At 72.8% G+C, this 13,787-nt stretch carries 14 protein-coding genes; 7 read left to right on the forward strand and 7 right to left on the reverse strand.

The features are described from left to right. Nucleotides 1–51: 51 nt before the first annotated feature. Nucleotides 52–1,344 (reverse strand): cyanophycinase, encoded by a 1,293-nt coding sequence (locus JOD46_RS03885; protein WP_204391809.1) that lies wholly within the window; start codon nucleotides 1,342–1,344, stop codon nucleotides 52–54. A 225-nt stretch (nucleotides 1,345–1,569) separates the two neighbouring features. Between JOD46_RS03885 and JOD46_RS03890 the strand changes: the two genes are divergently transcribed. From JOD46_RS03890 to JOD46_RS03910, 5 genes are read left to right on the forward strand one after another with little or no spacing between them, the layout of a single operon-like run. Next, on the forward strand, nucleotides 1,570–2,538 hold the full coding sequence (locus JOD46_RS03890; protein ID WP_204391811.1) for an ABC transporter substrate-binding protein: 969 nt from the start codon (nucleotides 1,570–1,572) through the stop codon (nucleotides 2,536–2,538). Between the two features lie 36 nt (nucleotides 2,539–2,574). Further along, nucleotides 2,575–3,570, forward strand: a complete 996-nt coding sequence (locus JOD46_RS03895) for an amino acid ABC transporter permease (protein WP_204391812.1) — start codon at nucleotides 2,575–2,577, stop codon at nucleotides 3,568–3,570. Beyond that, entirely contained in the window at nucleotides 3,567–4,373 is an 807-nt protein-coding gene (locus JOD46_RS03900; protein ID WP_275588131.1) for an amino acid ABC transporter ATP-binding protein, read from the forward strand. Before JOD46_RS03895 ends, JOD46_RS03900 begins: the two co-directional genes overlap by 4 nt. A 1-nt stretch (nucleotide 4,374) precedes the next feature. Further along, complete coding sequence (locus JOD46_RS03905) at nucleotides 4,375–5,622, forward strand: M20 family metallopeptidase (RefSeq protein WP_307834897.1); 1,248 nt, start codon at nucleotides 4,375–4,377, stop codon at nucleotides 5,620–5,622. A gap of 17 nt (nucleotides 5,623–5,639) precedes the next feature. Beyond that, entirely contained in the window at nucleotides 5,640–6,512 is an 873-nt protein-coding gene (locus JOD46_RS03910) for a MurR/RpiR family transcriptional regulator (protein WP_204391814.1), read from the forward strand. 5 nt (nucleotides 6,513–6,517) lie between these two features. Here the strand turns inward: JOD46_RS03910 and JOD46_RS03915 are convergent, their stop codons facing one another. Then, nucleotides 6,518–6,994, reverse strand: coding sequence for a hypothetical protein (locus JOD46_RS03915; protein WP_204391816.1), 477 nt, complete (start codon nucleotides 6,992–6,994; stop codon nucleotides 6,518–6,520). Nucleotides 6,995–7,050: 56 nt separating this feature from the next. Here JOD46_RS03915 and JOD46_RS03920 point away from each other — a divergent pair, with 56 nt between their 5' ends. Continuing rightward, a complete protein-coding gene (locus JOD46_RS03920) occupies nucleotides 7,051–8,001 on the forward strand; it encodes an aldo/keto reductase (protein WP_307834898.1) in 951 nt (316 codons plus the stop codon). A gap of 170 nt (nucleotides 8,002–8,171) precedes the next feature. Here JOD46_RS03920 and JOD46_RS03925 read toward each other — a convergent pair whose 3' ends face one another. After that, nucleotides 8,172–8,459, reverse strand: a complete 288-nt coding sequence (locus JOD46_RS03925; RefSeq protein ID WP_204391818.1) for a hypothetical protein — start codon at nucleotides 8,457–8,459, stop codon at nucleotides 8,172–8,174. Between the two features lie 168 nt (nucleotides 8,460–8,627). Here JOD46_RS03925 and JOD46_RS03930 point away from each other — a divergent pair, with 168 nt between their 5' ends. Then, entirely contained in the window at nucleotides 8,628–10,514 is a 1,887-nt protein-coding gene (locus tag JOD46_RS03930) for a DEAD/DEAH box helicase (protein ID WP_204391820.1), read from the forward strand. Between the two features lie 225 nt (nucleotides 10,515–10,739). On the opposite strand, the gene JOD46_RS03935 is transcribed toward JOD46_RS03930, so the two are convergent. From JOD46_RS03935 to JOD46_RS03950, 4 genes are all read right to left on the reverse strand, one after another. After that, nucleotides 10,740–11,309: a GIY-YIG nuclease family protein gene (locus JOD46_RS03935; RefSeq protein ID WP_307834899.1), complete on the reverse strand. Its 570-nt coding sequence runs from the start codon at nucleotides 11,307–11,309 to the stop codon at nucleotides 10,740–10,742. A gap of 148 nt (nucleotides 11,310–11,457) precedes the next feature. After that, on the reverse strand, nucleotides 11,458–12,093 hold the full coding sequence (locus tag JOD46_RS03940; RefSeq protein WP_204391822.1) for an alpha/beta hydrolase: 636 nt from the start codon (nucleotides 12,091–12,093) through the stop codon (nucleotides 11,458–11,460). After that, nucleotides 12,090–12,992, reverse strand: coding sequence for a VOC family protein (locus tag JOD46_RS03945; RefSeq protein WP_204391823.1), 903 nt, complete (start codon nucleotides 12,990–12,992; stop codon nucleotides 12,090–12,092). The genes JOD46_RS03940 and JOD46_RS03945 overlap by 4 nt, the downstream gene beginning before the upstream one ends. Before the next feature lie 148 nt (nucleotides 12,993–13,140). Beyond that, a complete protein-coding gene (locus tag JOD46_RS03950; RefSeq protein ID WP_204391824.1) occupies nucleotides 13,141–13,782 on the reverse strand; it encodes a response regulator in 642 nt (213 codons plus the stop codon). Nucleotides 13,783–13,787 lie beyond the last annotated feature (5 nt).

A 13,787-nucleotide genomic window follows, 5' to 3' on the forward strand; every position in this document is an offset into this window, starting at 1 on the left:
GAACGCCCCCGGCCGGGCGGCTGGAGGCGTTCGCGTTCGACGCGGCAGGGATCAGCCGAGACGTTCGATCCGCATCTCGAGCCCCGCGAACGACACCTGGCCGGCCGGCGTCGTCCACGCCCGGGTCGACGACTGGCGCACGAGGGTCGTGCGGAACTGCGGGTCGGTCTCGAGGCTCGTGCCGGCCGCAGTCCGTGCGCTCGACGCCACGGCGTCGCGAGCGAGGTCGCGCAGCGAGTACTCGCCGCCCTCGCCGGCGAGCGAGTCCCAGACGTCAGCGCGCTCGGCGACCGGCGCACCGGTCGGTCGCAGGGCGGCCGACCCGTCGGCGGCGGTCCCGAGGCCACGGCGCAGGTTCACGCCGTCGCCCGCGGTCAGGTAGGTCCAGCGCACACCGGTCACGCCGCCGTCCGCCTCCCGTGCGCTGCTGAGGTCGAGCAGCGATGCGCCGTGCTCGCCGATCACGCGCCCGACGCCCGTCGTGCGGTCGAGCACCACGGCGGTGGTCTCGTCGACGCCGAGCACGAGGTCGTGCCCGGTCTCGAGGCCGAGCTTGACGGCGCGACCCTGCCGGCCCCACGTCGTGAAGTGGCTGTCGATCTGCACGCCCTCGACGAAGCCGAAGCCGCCGTAGGGCACGTAGCCGAGCTCGGCCGGGTCCTCGAGGTAGCCCGGCGTCGCGCCGTCGCGCCACGCCTCGTACGACTCGCCGCCCGTGATCATGTCGGCGCCCTGCTGGATGGTGAGGCCGGCGCTCACGCCCGAGACCACGCCGCGGTCGGCGGCCGCGCGCAGCGCGGTGAGCACCGGCGTGTCGGTGCACGAGGTGAACGCCTCCTCGGCGGCCGGCTCGCAGTCGAGCAGGGTGCGCACGTAGCGCATCTGGTCCCCGCCGCCGAAGAAGACGCCGGTCGCGTCGGCGAGTTCTGCGACGACCTCGGGGTCGTCGGCGCGGTCGGGGCGGTAGGCGTCGCCCTCGTAGTCGACGCGGTCGTCGATGGGCACGGCGTAGGTCTCGGCGCCGTACTGCGCGAAGAGGTCGGAGTAGTAGAGGCCGTTGGCGGCCGCGTTGTTCAGGCTCGGGTCGGTGGCCTGCGCCTCGGTGCGCGCGGAGCGGGCAGCCGCCGTCACGATCGCGATGCGCGCCTTCTCGGGCCCCGCGCCATCCGGGTCGGCGAGGTCGACGATCGTCTGCAGGATCTCGGCGTTCTCGGCGAGGTTGCCGCCGATGAGCACCGCGTGGGGCGTGGGCTCGGTGGACGCGGGAGCCGCGACCGCCGGCGTGGCGGTGAGGATGAGTGTGGCTGCGGTGCAGGCCGTCAGGGCTGCGGGGAGAGTTCGCACGATCGCCTCCTTGGAATGTGCGTTACAGAAAAGACTCTGGCGAGCCAGATGCTAATGCACGATACGTCAGCGCGGAAGAGGCCGGATTGCGCGCCGTGCGAAGATGACAGAGACCTGCGACGCGCCCTCCGTTCATTACAAACAGATAAAACTCTGGTCATTTCGGAACGGATGTTACATACTCGGTCCTGCACCGATCCCATCGCAGCGATCAGAAGGAACCCCATGAAGATCCCCACTCCCGCCACCCGCACGGCGATCGTCGCCGCGTCCCTCTCCGGCGCGCTCCTCCTCGCGGGGTGCACCGGCACGAGCACCGGGGGCGACGACAGCGCCGCCGCCTCCGACGGCCTCGAGATCGCCGGCGTCACCATCACGGTCGACGAGGCCGCCGCCGAGCTCCTCCCCGAGGAGATCGCCGAGGCCGGCTCCGTCGAGGTCGCGACGAACGCCCCGTACGCGCCGTTCGAGATGTTCGTCGAGGAGGGCTCCGACGAGCTCACCGGCGTCGACGTCGACCTCGGCCGCGCCATCGGCGCCAAGCTCGGCGTCGACTTCGAGTTCAGCCAGCAGGAGTTCGACGGCCTCATCCCGGGCCTCCAAGCCGCCAAGTATGACGTCGTCATGGCCGCGCTCACCTCCTCCGAGGAGCGCATGGACGTGCTCACGTTCATCGACTACTCGGCGTCGGGCACCGGCATCCTCGTCGAGGCCGGCAACCCCGAGGGCATCGAGAACTACCTCGACCTGTGTGGCAAGGAGGTCGCGGTGCAGGCCGCGACGAACCAGGTCGACCTCGCCACCGGCGTGTGGCAGGGCGAGTGCGAGGCCGAGGGCCTCGACCCGATCAAGCTCTCCGAGTTCCCGTCCGACGCCGACGCCCAGCTCGCGATCACGAGCGGCAAGGCCGTCGCGTCCCTCCTCACCAAGCCGAGCGCCGGCTACGTCGCGAAGACCGCGAACGACGGCGGCACCTTCGAAGTCGTCGAGGACCCCGAGGCCCCCAACGGTTACGAGGCCACGCTCAACGGCATCGGCGTGCTGAAGGAGAACGAGGAGTTCGCGAAGGCGATCCAGGCCGCGCTGCAGTCGCTCATCGACGACGGCACCTACGAGGCCATCCTCGACGAGTACGGCGTCACCGGCATCGGCATCGACGAGGCCACGATCAACGGCGCCGCCGAGGCCAAGTAGGCCTCGCGCGCCCGACCGAACGGAAACGCACCACCCATGACCGCAACGCAGCCGTCAGCCACGGCGGCGCCCGCAGGGCCCTCGGGTCCTTCGGGCGCCGCCCGCCCGGGCCCCATCGAGGCCGTGCCCGTCCGCCACCCGGGGCGCTGGATCGCCGCCGTCCTCGTGCTGGCCATCGGGATCGGGTCGCTGTACTCGATCCTGCAGAACCCGAACCTCAGGCTCGATGTCGTCGGCGAGTACCTGTTCAAGCCGCTCACCCTCAACGGCGTGATCGTGACCATCTGGCTGACCGTGGCGGCCATGATCATGGGCGTCTTCGGCGGCATCGTCGTCGCGGTGATGCGCCTCTCGCCGAACCCCGTGCTCTCGGTCGCGGCGATGCTCTTCATCTGGGTGTTCCGCGGTACGCCGCTGCTGCTGCAGCTCATCTTCTGGGGTTTCATCGGCGCGTTCATCCCCAAGATCGTCGTCGGCATCCCGTTCACGTCGGTGGAGTTCTGGTCGTTCGAGACGAGCCAGCTCATCCCCGCCACCGTCGCCGCGCTGCTCGCGCTGGGTCTCAACGAGATGGCCTACGCGGCCGAGATCGTGCGCGCCGGCATCCAGTCGGTCGACCCCGGCCAGACCGAGGCCGCGCACTCGCTCGGCATGTCGCCCGCGAAGACCCTCCGCCGGATCGTGCTGCCCCAGGCGATGCGCGTGATCATCCCGCCGATGGGCAACGAGACCATCACCATGCTGAAGAGCACGTCGCTGGTCGCAGTGGTCGCCGGCGACGACCTCATGTCGAACATCAAAGAGGCGTACACGCAGAACTACCTGATCATCCCGCTGCTCCTGGTCGCGGCGATCTGGTACCTCGCGCTCACCTCGATCCTCTCGATCCCGCAGATGTGGCTCGAGCGCCGGTACGGCCGCGGGTTCAACGCGGCCCGGCCCACGATCAGCTCGCGCGTGTCGACGTTCACGCAGAGCATCTCGCTGCCCGCCCGCGGGAAGCGCGACGCGAAGAAGGAGTCGGCCTCATGACCGCCACCGTCCCCCAGGCCGCCCCGTTCGGCGCGACCGCCGAGCGCCCCATGGTCGAGGCCGTCGAGGTGCACAAGCGGTTCGGCAACCTCGAGGTGCTCAAGGGCATCACGATGTCGGTCGAGCGCGGCCAGGTCGTGTGCCTCCTCGGTCCGTCGGGCTCGGGCAAGTCGACGTTCCTGCGCTGCATCAACCACCTCGAGCAGATCGACGCCGGCATGATCCGCGTCGCCGGCGAGACCGTCGGCTACCGCGAGCGCAACGGCCGGCTGTACGAGCTCCGCGAGAAGGAGGTCGCTGCGCAACGCCGCAAGGTCGGCATGGTGTTCCAGCGCTTCAACCTCTTCCCGCACCAGACCGCGCTCGAGAACGTGATCGAGGCGCCCACGCAGGTCGCCGGCCGGTCGCGATCGGCGGCCAAGGAGCAGGCGATGCGGCTGCTCGACCAGGTGGGCCTCGCCGACAAGGCGGGCTCGTACCCGGCGCAGCTCTCGGGCGGCCAGCAGCAGCGCGTCGCCATCGCGCGCGCGCTCGCGATGGAGCCCGAGGTCATGCTCTTCGACGAGCCCACGTCGGCCCTCGACCCCGAGCTCGTCGGCGACGTGCTCGACGTCATGCGCGGACTCGCCGAGTCCGGCATGACGATGATCGTGGTCACGCACGAGATCGGCTTCGCGCGCGAGGTCGGCGACGTGGCCGTGTTCATGGACGGCGGGGTCGTGGTCGAGTCGGGCGCGCCCGCGCAGGTGCTGGGCGACCCGCGCGAGGAGCGGACCCGCGCGTTCCTCTCGAAGGTGCTCTGAGGTGGCGGACGCCGTCACCACGCCGCCGGTGCCGAGCCGAACCGGTCGAGCGGATGTCGCCGCGCGCGCGGCACCGAGCGCCGACGAGCTCCGCCGCACCGCGCACGCGCTCGATCACCGCTTCCGCGACGACCTCGCGCACCTCGTCGGCATCGACTCGGGTTCGCACGACGCCGAGGGCGTCGAGCGCGTCGCTGCCTGGGCGGCGGCCGCGCTCGTCGGCGACGGCTTCGACGTGGAGACCCTGCCGACGCCGCTGCGCGACGGTCGGCGGTACGGTCCGGTCGTGATCGGTCGCCGCCGGGGCAGCGGGGCGTCGCGGGTGGTGCTGTTCGCGCACATGGACACCGTGTTCCCCGTCGGGACCGCGGCCGAGCGCCCGTTCCGCGTCGAGGGCGACCGCGCCTACGGGCCGGGTGTGTGCGACGACGGCGCCGGCATCGCGGCCGGGCTGTCGGCCGCGCGCGTGCTCGACGCCGTCGGATACGACGGGTACGGCGAGCTCGTGCTCGTCCTCACGCCCGACGAGGAGGTCGGCTCACCGGCGAGCCGCGAACTGCTGGCCGATGCGGCGCGCGGCGCCGATGCCGCGCTGTGCCTGGAGTGCGCACGCGAGAACGGCGACCTCGTCGGCGCCCGCAAGGGCGTGGCCGACGTGCTCGTGAGCATCCACGGGCGAGCGGCGCACTCGGGCGTCGAGCCCGAGCGCGGCATCAACGCCGCGGTCGAGGCGGCCCGGTTCCTGCTCGACGTGCAGTCCCTGTCGGGCTCGCGGCCGGGCCTCACCGTGAACGTCGGCCGGGTGGCATCCGGCTCGCGGCCGAACATCGTGCCCGAGTCGGCGGAGCTGCACCTCGAGGTGCGCGCCGACGGCCTCGCCGAGCTGGTCGGGGCGCTCGACGCGATCGACGAGCGGGCGCGCCATCCGTTCGTCGACGGCGCCCGGATCGGCGTGACGCGCCTCGACGTCTGCCCGCCCCTCGAGCGCGATGCCACCGACCGGCTCGCGGCGATCGCGCGGCGCACCGGCGCCCGCCTCGGGCTCGGGTTCGAGGTCGCGGCCACCGGCGGTGCGTCCGACGCGAACTTCGTCGCGGCCCTCGGCGTGCCCACGCTCGACGGGCTCGGGCCCGTCGGCGGCGGCGACCACGGCGTCGACGAGTGGCTCGACCTCGCCGGCGCGCCCGATCGGGTCGCGCTCCTCGCCGGGCTCGTCGTCGCCATCGCGGAGGGCGAGTCGGTACGGTGAGTGCGGAGGAGGCGGTGATGAGCGCGGCTGAGGCATCCATTCCGATGGCGGAGGCGATCCGGCGTGGCATGGCCGAGTGCAGCCCGGCCGAGCGGAAGGTCGCGCGGGTGCTGCTCTCGTCGTACCCCTCGGCCGGCTTCGAGACCGTCGCGAAGCTCGCGGCGCGCGCCGGCGTGAGCGGGCCCACGGTGCTGCGGTTCGCCAACCGGCTCGGCTACCGCGGCTTCCCCGACTTCCAGCAGGCCCTGCGCGACGACCTCGACGAGCGCTCCGCGTCGCCCATCGAGCTGTACGACCGCCGCCACGGCGAGCCCGATGCGGGCGAGGCATCCGGGCTCGCGCGGGCCGCGTCGATCACCCGCGAGACCCTCGAGCGCACCTTCGGCGCGCTCGCGCCCGACGAGTTCGAGCGGGCGGTCGAGCTGCTGTGCGCGCCGCGCAGCCGGGTGCTCGTCGGCGGCGGCCGGTTCTCGGGGCTGCTGGCGCGCTTCCTCGCCCAGCACCTCCAGCTGATCCGACCCGGAGTCGCCTCGCTGCCCGAGCACGACGCCGGCCGCGTCGAGGCCATCGCCGACCTTCGCCGCGGCGACGTGCTCGTGCTCTTCGACTACCGCCGGTACGAGGAGCCGACGCGCCGGCTCGCCGCGGCGGCGAAGGCGCGACGCGCGTCGGTCCTGCTGTTCACGGATGCCTGGCTCTCGCCGATCTCGAGCGAGGCCGACGTGGTGCTCCCGAGCGAGACCGGTTCGCCGTCGGCGTTCGACGCGATGACCCCGGTGCTCGCGCTCGTCGAAGCCGTGATCGCCGAGTGCTCGGAGCGGCTCGGCGACGCGGCATCCGCCCGCATGCGCGAGGTCGAGCGCGCGGGGCGCGAACTCGACCTGTACTGACGGCGTCAGGCCGCGACGCGCTCCGGCGCGTCGGCGGCACGCGCCGGCACGACCTCGCGCACGGTCACGACGATCAGTGCGACGAGGAGCGCGAGCACCGCGACATCCGCCGCGATGTAGGCGTAGTGCGCCCAGTCGGTGCCGGGCGCCTCCGAACCCGCGATCACGAGGTCGCTGCGCCGGTTGAGCACCGGGCGGATGATCGCGACCTCGACGAGGTAGACGAGCCAGACGCCGCCGAGCAGCACGAGCGACGGGCGCCCGGCCCGCGGGCGCAGGCTCACGAGCGTGAGCGCCGCGAGCACGACGCCGGTCAGGACGTTCAGGGCCGTGAACACCAGCCGGCCGATGCCGAGCCCGAGCGGGATGGTGATGCCCGGCGCCTGGAACTTCAGCGGCGCCTCGAGGAACGAGATCGCCGTGATGGCGCCGATGAGGAACGCCGGAAGCAGCAGCCGGAGCGCGAGTGCGGTGCGAGCCATGATTTCTACACTACGTCGAAGTCGGGCCGGCCGGGCTCCCGCGTAGGCTCGCGAGGGTGACGGATGGTACGACCCTCGCCCCGCTCGGACTCGGCCTCGCCGCGCTCGGCCGGCCCGCGTACATCACCGAGGGGCGGGACGCCGCGCTCGGCGCCGACCGGAGCGTTCCGGCGATGCGGTGGCGTGCTCACACGATGCTCGACGCGGCGTGGGACCGCGGCATCCGCTTCATCGACGCCGCTCGTTCGTACGGGCGCGCCGAGGAGTTCCTCGGGTCGTGGCTCGCCGCCGACCCCGCCCGCCGTGACGCCCTCACGATCGAGTCGAAGTGGGGCTACGACTACGTGGGCGAGTGGCGCATGGACGCCGACGTGCACGAGCGCAAGGAGCACTCGCTCGCGATGTTCCGCCGGCAGTGGCCCGAGACGCTCGCCGCGCTCGGCGGCGCGCCCGATTTATACCTCGTGCACTCGCTCACGCCCGACAGCTCGGCGCTGGCCGACGCCGCGCTGCTCGATGCGCTGCGCGAGCTCGCGGCATCCGGGGTGCGCGTGGGCATCTCGACGAGCGGGCCTGCGCAGGGCGACGCGCTCGATGCGGCGCGCTCGCTCGCCGACTCGCCGTTCACGGTCGTGCAGGCGACGTGGAACCTGCTCGAACCGTCGGCCGGGCCGGCGCTCGCGCGCGCCCACGTTGCCGGCTGGTTCGTCGTCGTCAAGGAGGCCGTCGCGAACGGGCGGCTCACGTCCGCGGGCGACCCGGTGGAGCGGGTCGCGGAGGCCGCGAGGCTCGCCGCGGCCGACGGTCAGTCGCTCGACGCGTTCGCGATCGGCGCCGCCCGCGCGCAGCCGTGGGTCGACGCCGTGCTCTCCGGCGCGGTCACGCCGAGCCAGCTCGAGTCCAACCTGGCCTCACGCGGCCCGGCGACGGATGCCTCGGCGCTCGCCGCCCTCGCCGAGGAGCCGGCCGCGTACTGGACGGCCCGCGGCATCCGCTCCTGGACCTGACCGACGGACCGAGGGGTCAGTGGGCCGGAGGCCAGGGGGCCGGGGGGCGGGGGCCGGTGGGCCCGACCGGTGCACGGGCCGGCGCCCCGGGCCGGAACCCGGGGCGCCGCCACGTCCGTCCAGCAGGCGACGACCCGGGGACAGGTCACCGAGCCGCCGTCTCGGGCTGGTCAGCTGCGCTGGGGGAGGATATCGAACGCGACGCGTCCGTCCTCGTCCAGGTGGGCGTCCAGCGTCTTGTCGTCGAGCGCCTGCGCGGCATCCTCGGCGAGGTAGACGCGCGCCCCCGCCTGCTCGACGATCGCGTCGCGCTCCTTCGGCGCCGGGGCGATCTCGACCGCGAACTCGGTCCGCGAATCGCTCTCGGTGTCGATGCGGAGGCCGGACCCGGCAGGCGCGCCGCTGCGGTCGACGATCTCCTTCACGACGGTGCTCGCCGTATCGGTGAGGGTCAGCATGTCTTCCTCCTTCTCTCGGGTGCGGTCACGAGCCATCCACTGTTCCGAAGCCCGGATGGCACGTCCAACCCCTTGCGATCGGGCGACGGATGGCGCACACTTGGCGCCCCTCGGGGGCCGTGCTCCGCGCCATCCGCACCTTCACAGGCAGGCGGACTACCCTGAAGCGTGACTTCCGTCGATGCTCCCGTCGAGGCCGAGGCTCCCGCCGAGCCCCCTCGCACGACGTTCGCCGACCTCGGGCTCGAGGGCCCGGTCCTCAAGGCCCTCGACGATGTGGGCTACGAGACGCCCTCCGCCATCCAGGCGGCGACCATCCCGACCCTGCTCGCGGGCCGCGACGTGGTCGGCCTCGCGCAGACCGGCACCGGCAAGACGGCCGCGTTCGCGCTCCCGATCCTCGCGCGCCTCGACGTCTCGCAGAAGACCCCGCAGGCGCTCGTCCTGGCGCCCACCCGCGAGCTCGCGCTGCAGGTCTGCGAGGCGTTCGAGCGGTACGCCGCGCACCTGAAGAACGTGCACATCCTCCCCGTCTACGGCGGGCAGGGCTACGGCGTGCAGCTGTCGGCGCTGCGCCGCGGCGTGCACATCATCGTGGGCACGCCCGGCCGCATCATGGACCACCTCGACAAGGGCACGCTCGACCTCTCGGAGCTCAAGTACCTCGTGCTCGACGAGGCCGACGAGATGCTCAAGATGGGCTTCGCCGAGGACGTCGAGACGATCCTCGCCGACACCCCCGACACCAAGCAGGTCGCGCTGTTCTCGGCGACCATGCCCGCCTCGATCCGTCGGATGTCGCAGCAGTACCTGCACGACCCGGAGGAGATCACGGTCAAGGCGAAGACCCAGACCTCCGCGAACATCACCCAGCGCTACCTCGTCGTCTCGTACGCGCAGAAGGTCGACGCGCTCACGCGCATCCTCGAGGTCGAGAACTTCGAGGGCATGATCATCTTCGTCCGCACGAAGAACGTCACCGAGGAACTCGCCGAGAAGCTCCGCGCGCGCGGCTACGAGGCCGCCGCGATCAACGGCGACATCGCGCAGGCGCAGCGCGAGCGCACGGTCGAGCAGCTCAAGAGCGGCAAGCTCGACATCCTGGTGGCGACGGATGTCGCGGCGCGCGGCCTCGACGTCGACCGCATCAGCCATGTCGTCAACTTCGACATCCCGACCGACAGCGAGCCGTACGTGCACCGCATCGGCCGCACGGGTCGCGCCGGACGCACGGGCGACGCGATCAGCTTCGTGACCCCGCGCGAGCGCGGCCTGCTCGCGCGCATCGAGAAGGCCACGAAGCAGCCCATGACGCAGATGCAGCTGCCGAGCGTCGACGAGGTCAACGTGACCCGCCTCGCGCGCTTCGACGACCGCATCACCGCGGCGCTTGGTCAGTCCGAGCGCATCGACGGCTTCCGCGACATCATCGCCCATTACGTGCGCCACCACGACGTGCCCGAGACGGATGTCGCGGCCGCGCTCGCGGTGGTCGCGCAGGGCGAGTCGCCGCTGCTGCTCGAGCCCGAGCCCGAGCGGCCCGTGCGCGATCGGTTCGACCGGGACCGGGATCGCGACGGCGGCGGCCGGGCCGACCGCGGTGACCGCGGTGAGCGCGGCGAGCGCCCAGAGCGTCGCCGGCGCCCGAACGCGGGGCCCATGGCGCAGTACCGCATCTCGGTCGGCAAGCGCCAGCGCGTGCAGCCGCGCCAGATCGTCGGCGCCCTCGCGAACGAGGGCGGCCTGCAGCGCGACGACTTCGGCGCCATCCAGATCAAGTCGGACTTCTCGCTCGTCGAGCTGCCCGCCGACCTGCCGCAGGACGTGTTCGACCGGCTCGCCGGAACGCGCATCTCGGGCCAGCTCATCGAGCTGCAGCCCGACTCGGGGCGGCCGCGCCGCCGGTCGTGGGACGACGACCGCCGCCCGGCCCGCCGCCCGCGCGAGTACGGCGACGAGCGTTCACCGCGTCGCCGCGACGACGACGAGCGCGCCGACCGCGCGCCGCGCGACGACGACACGCCGTACCGGAAACCGCGCCACCCCAAGCGCTGATCCGCCGCGGCGCCGCCGCCGTCTGTGGCTCGTGGCGCGGCTGGCGCCGCGCTGTCGGCCGCGCCATCCGGCTCGGCGAGAGTATGTCGATCGACGTGCATGCGCCGCGCTCGCCGACGTTCGGCATACTCTCGCCGGGTTCGGTGGGGTGGTGCCGGGCGCGTGGGGTGCGCTGAGGTGGACGGGTGCGCCGAAGCGGGCAGGACGCGAGGGACGGCTCGGGCGTCAGGCGCGGCGCGCGAGCTCCTCGCTGCGCCAGCGCTCGAAGCGGTCCCACGGGTTCTCGACGCCGGCGGCGAGCTCGGCGATGTGCCGGATGACCGGCTCGTCGAGCCGGAACCATTCCGAACCCTCCCAGCGCGATGCCGCGAACTCGGCGTGCCGGCGCTGCTCGAGCGTGCGGCCGCCGCGCTCGAATGCGAGCACCTCGTCGTGCGGGATCACCGCCAGCCGCTGCCGCGGGTTCGAGGACGTGCCGATCTTGACGCGTTCGCGATAGCGGACGTAGTACACGACGTCGACGCGTGGCGGGGCGACGTCGACGTCGGGCACGTCGCCGAGCCGCCACTCGCACACCGCGCACACCCAGCCCGACGGATGTCGCACGCCGACGCGCGAGCCGCACACGAGGCACGCGCCCGGGAGCACGTCGGTCACGCCCTCCTCGCGCGCGACCCAGTCGTACGCCGCGAGCAGGTGCGTCGTGCACAGCGAGAGCGGCGCACGCAGGTCGGCGGGCGCGCCGCACGGGCCGCGCTCGTCGATCGCGGTACAGGCCGCGCCATCCGCTCTCACGTCCGCAGCCTACGCCGCACCCCCGACGCCGGCGCGCCCTCCGTGCCGCGAGCGCGTGTACTTCCGTCGAGCGCAATCGCGTTCGCACCCGCGCTGGCCGGAAATACACGCGCTCGGCGGCGCTCGGCGGTGAGGAGGGTGGCGCGAGCTACTCGACCGGCGGGAGGTGGGTCTGGAGGAAGGCGCGGACGTCGGCGAGCTCGTCGGCGCTGATGCCGTGCGCGAGGCCGGGGTAGACGCGCTCGACGAGCGTCGAGTGGGCGGGAAGCCACTCGCTCGTGCGGGCGATCGCGTGCGGGGCGATCACGCGGTCCTCGGCGCCGCGGCCCCAGAACACGGGCGGCCGGGATGTCGCGAGCTCGGCGTCGGCCGGCTGCGGTTCGCCGAGCACGAAGCCGCCGAGCACGACGGGCGCGAGCACGCGCTCGGGGCGGGTCCGCAGCAGCTGCGTGGCCATGAGGCCGCCCTGCGAGAAGCCGATCGGGATGACGCGGGTCGCGGCATCCAGGTGCTCGTCGATCCAGGCCCAGATCGACGCGGTCGCGGCCTCGACCGGGGCCGCGTCGGGGCTGCCCGGCGTCGTGATCTGGAACCAGGCCGCGCCGGGGCCGGCCGGGAGCGGGGCCCGCAGCGACGCCCACGGCAGCGGCAGGCCGAGCATCGGCATGAGCCCGGCGAGGTCGCGTTCGTTCGAGCCGAAGCCGTGCAGCAGCAGGGCGACCGCGGCGGGCGGCGTCGCATCCGTCGCCCGGAAGTCGGTCGAGCGCAGGTCGACGAGGGTCATCGCGCGAGCAGCTCCTCGGTCGTGAGGTCGGGAAGGGCGACCGTGACCTGCGTGCCCCACGGGTCGGCGACCGTCACCGCGCGGCCGGTGTCGGCGTACTGCAGGTCGCGTGCCCGCAGCCGCGTCGTGAGCGCGTCGAGGTCGTCGCGCCCGGGGACCGTCACCGAGACGTCGCCGAGCCCGAGGCTCGCGGCGCGCGGACCCGAGCCGCGGCTGTTCCACGTGTTCATCGCGACGTGGTGGTGGTACCCGCCGGCCGACGCGAACACGGCGCCGGGGTACCCGGCCTGCGTGGTCTCGAAGCCGAGCGCGTCGACGTAGAACGCGCTCGCCGCGGCGAGGTCGCCGACCTGCAGGTGCACGTGGCCGACCCTGCCCACGAGCGCGGGGCCGGCGTCGACCGCCGCCTGGGTCAGGTGCTGCCGGAGGTACTCGTTCGGGTCGAGGTGGATGGTGGCCATGCGGATCTGCTCGCCGTCGTGGATCCAGGTGCTTCGGTCGCGGTCGGTGTAGAGCTCGACGCCGTTGCCCTCGGGGTCGGTGAAGTAGAAGGCCTCGCTCACGAGGTGGTCGCTCGATCCGACGAAACGGCTGCGCGGGTCCTGGGCGGCGCGCAGGACGGTCGCCGCGAGGCTCGCCTTGTCGTCGAAGAGGAACGCCGTGTGGAAGAGGCCAGACTGGCGCGGGTCGACGCCGGGCAGGCCCGGCGTGTGGATCAGGCGGACGAGCGGGGTGGTCCCCCGGCCGAGCACGCGATGCACCTCGGGGCCGCGGCTCTGCTCCTCGAGCGGCTCCATCGCGAAGGCGTTCGAGTAGTACGCCGACATGCCCTCGAGGTCGCCGACGCGCAACGTGACCGCACCCATCGAGGTCGCGGGGTTGAGGATGCGCTCGTCCATTCCGGTTCTCCCGTCATTACTTGTAGATACAACTATACCGGATGGAACGGGTCTCGGGCCGGGATCATTCCCGATGGGCGCGGAGGATCTCGAGACGGCTTCCTCGACCAGTGCGGCGGACCTTCGGTCTCGCCGACCGGAGTCGGGGTCAGACGGCCTCGCCGTTGCGGCGCTCCAGCTGGTAGATCGCCGCCTGAGTGCGCCGCTCGAACCCGAGCTTGGAGAGCAGCCCCGACACGTAGTTCTTGACGGTCTTCTCGGCCAGGCCGAGCTTCTCGCCGATCTGCCGGTTGGTGAGCCCGTCGGCGATGAGCGCGAGCACCTGCCGCTCGCGCAGGTTGAGCGCGGTGAACCGGGGGTCGTCGTGGTCCTCGCGCTTCGCCTGCTCGGCGACCTTCGCCGTCAGCGAGCGGTCGATCAGGGAGCGGCCCTTCGCGACCGCGCGCACGTCCTCGACGATGGTCGTGCCGCGCACGTTCTTCAGCACGTAGCCCGACGCGCCGGCGAGCACGGCTGACATCGCGGCGGCGTCGTCGTCGTACGCGGTGAGGATGAGGCAGGCGAGCTCCGGATGGCGCGACCGCAGTTCGCGGCACAGGTCGATGCCGTCGCCGTCCGGAAGTCGCATGTCGAGGAGGGCGACGTCGGGGTCGGTCGCCTGGATGCGCGCGAGCGCCTGCGCGACGGTGCCGGCCTCGCCGACCACCTCGATGTCGGGTTCGCGCTCGAGAAGCTCGGCGACGCCGCGGCGCACGATCTCGTGGTCGTCGACGAGGAAGACGCGGGTCATGGGGG

The organism is Agromyces aurantiacus (assembly GCF_016907355.1).
Lineage (GTDB): Bacteria > Actinomycetota > Actinomycetes > Actinomycetales > Microbacteriaceae > Agromyces > Agromyces aurantiacus.

What these genes read in the sequence shown, in the direction of transcription:
- JOD46_RS03895 (WP_204391812.1), top strand. Translation starts at nt 2,575, where the DNA reads ATGACCGCAACGCAGCCGTCAGCCACGGCGGCGCCCGCAGGGCCCTCG.
- JOD46_RS03900 (WP_275588131.1), top strand. Translation starts at nt 3,567, where the DNA reads ATGACCGCCACCGTCCCCCAGGCCGCCCCGTTCGGCGCGACCGCCGAG.
- JOD46_RS03940 (WP_204391822.1), bottom strand. Translation starts at nt 12,093, where the DNA reads ATGACCCTCGTCGACCTGCGCTCGACCGACTTCCGGGCGACGGATGCG.
- JOD46_RS03910 (WP_204391814.1), top strand. Translation starts at nt 5,640, where the DNA reads ATGAGCGCGGCTGAGGCATCCATTCCGATGGCGGAGGCGATCCGGCGT.
- JOD46_RS03890 (WP_204391811.1), top strand. Translation starts at nt 1,570, where the DNA reads ATGAAGATCCCCACTCCCGCCACCCGCACGGCGATCGTCGCCGCGTCC.
- JOD46_RS03945 (WP_204391823.1), bottom strand. Translation starts at nt 12,992, where the DNA reads ATGGACGAGCGCATCCTCAACCCCGCGACCTCGATGGGTGCGGTCACG.
- JOD46_RS03915 (WP_204391816.1), bottom strand. Translation starts at nt 6,994, where the DNA reads ATGGCTCGCACCGCACTCGCGCTCCGGCTGCTGCTTCCGGCGTTCCTC.
- JOD46_RS03950 (WP_204391824.1), bottom strand. Translation starts at nt 13,782, where the DNA reads ATGACCCGCGTCTTCCTCGTCGACGACCACGAGATCGTGCGCCGCGGC.
- JOD46_RS03925 (WP_204391818.1), bottom strand. Translation starts at nt 8,459, where the DNA reads ATGCTGACCCTCACCGATACGGCGAGCACCGTCGTGAAGGAGATCGTC.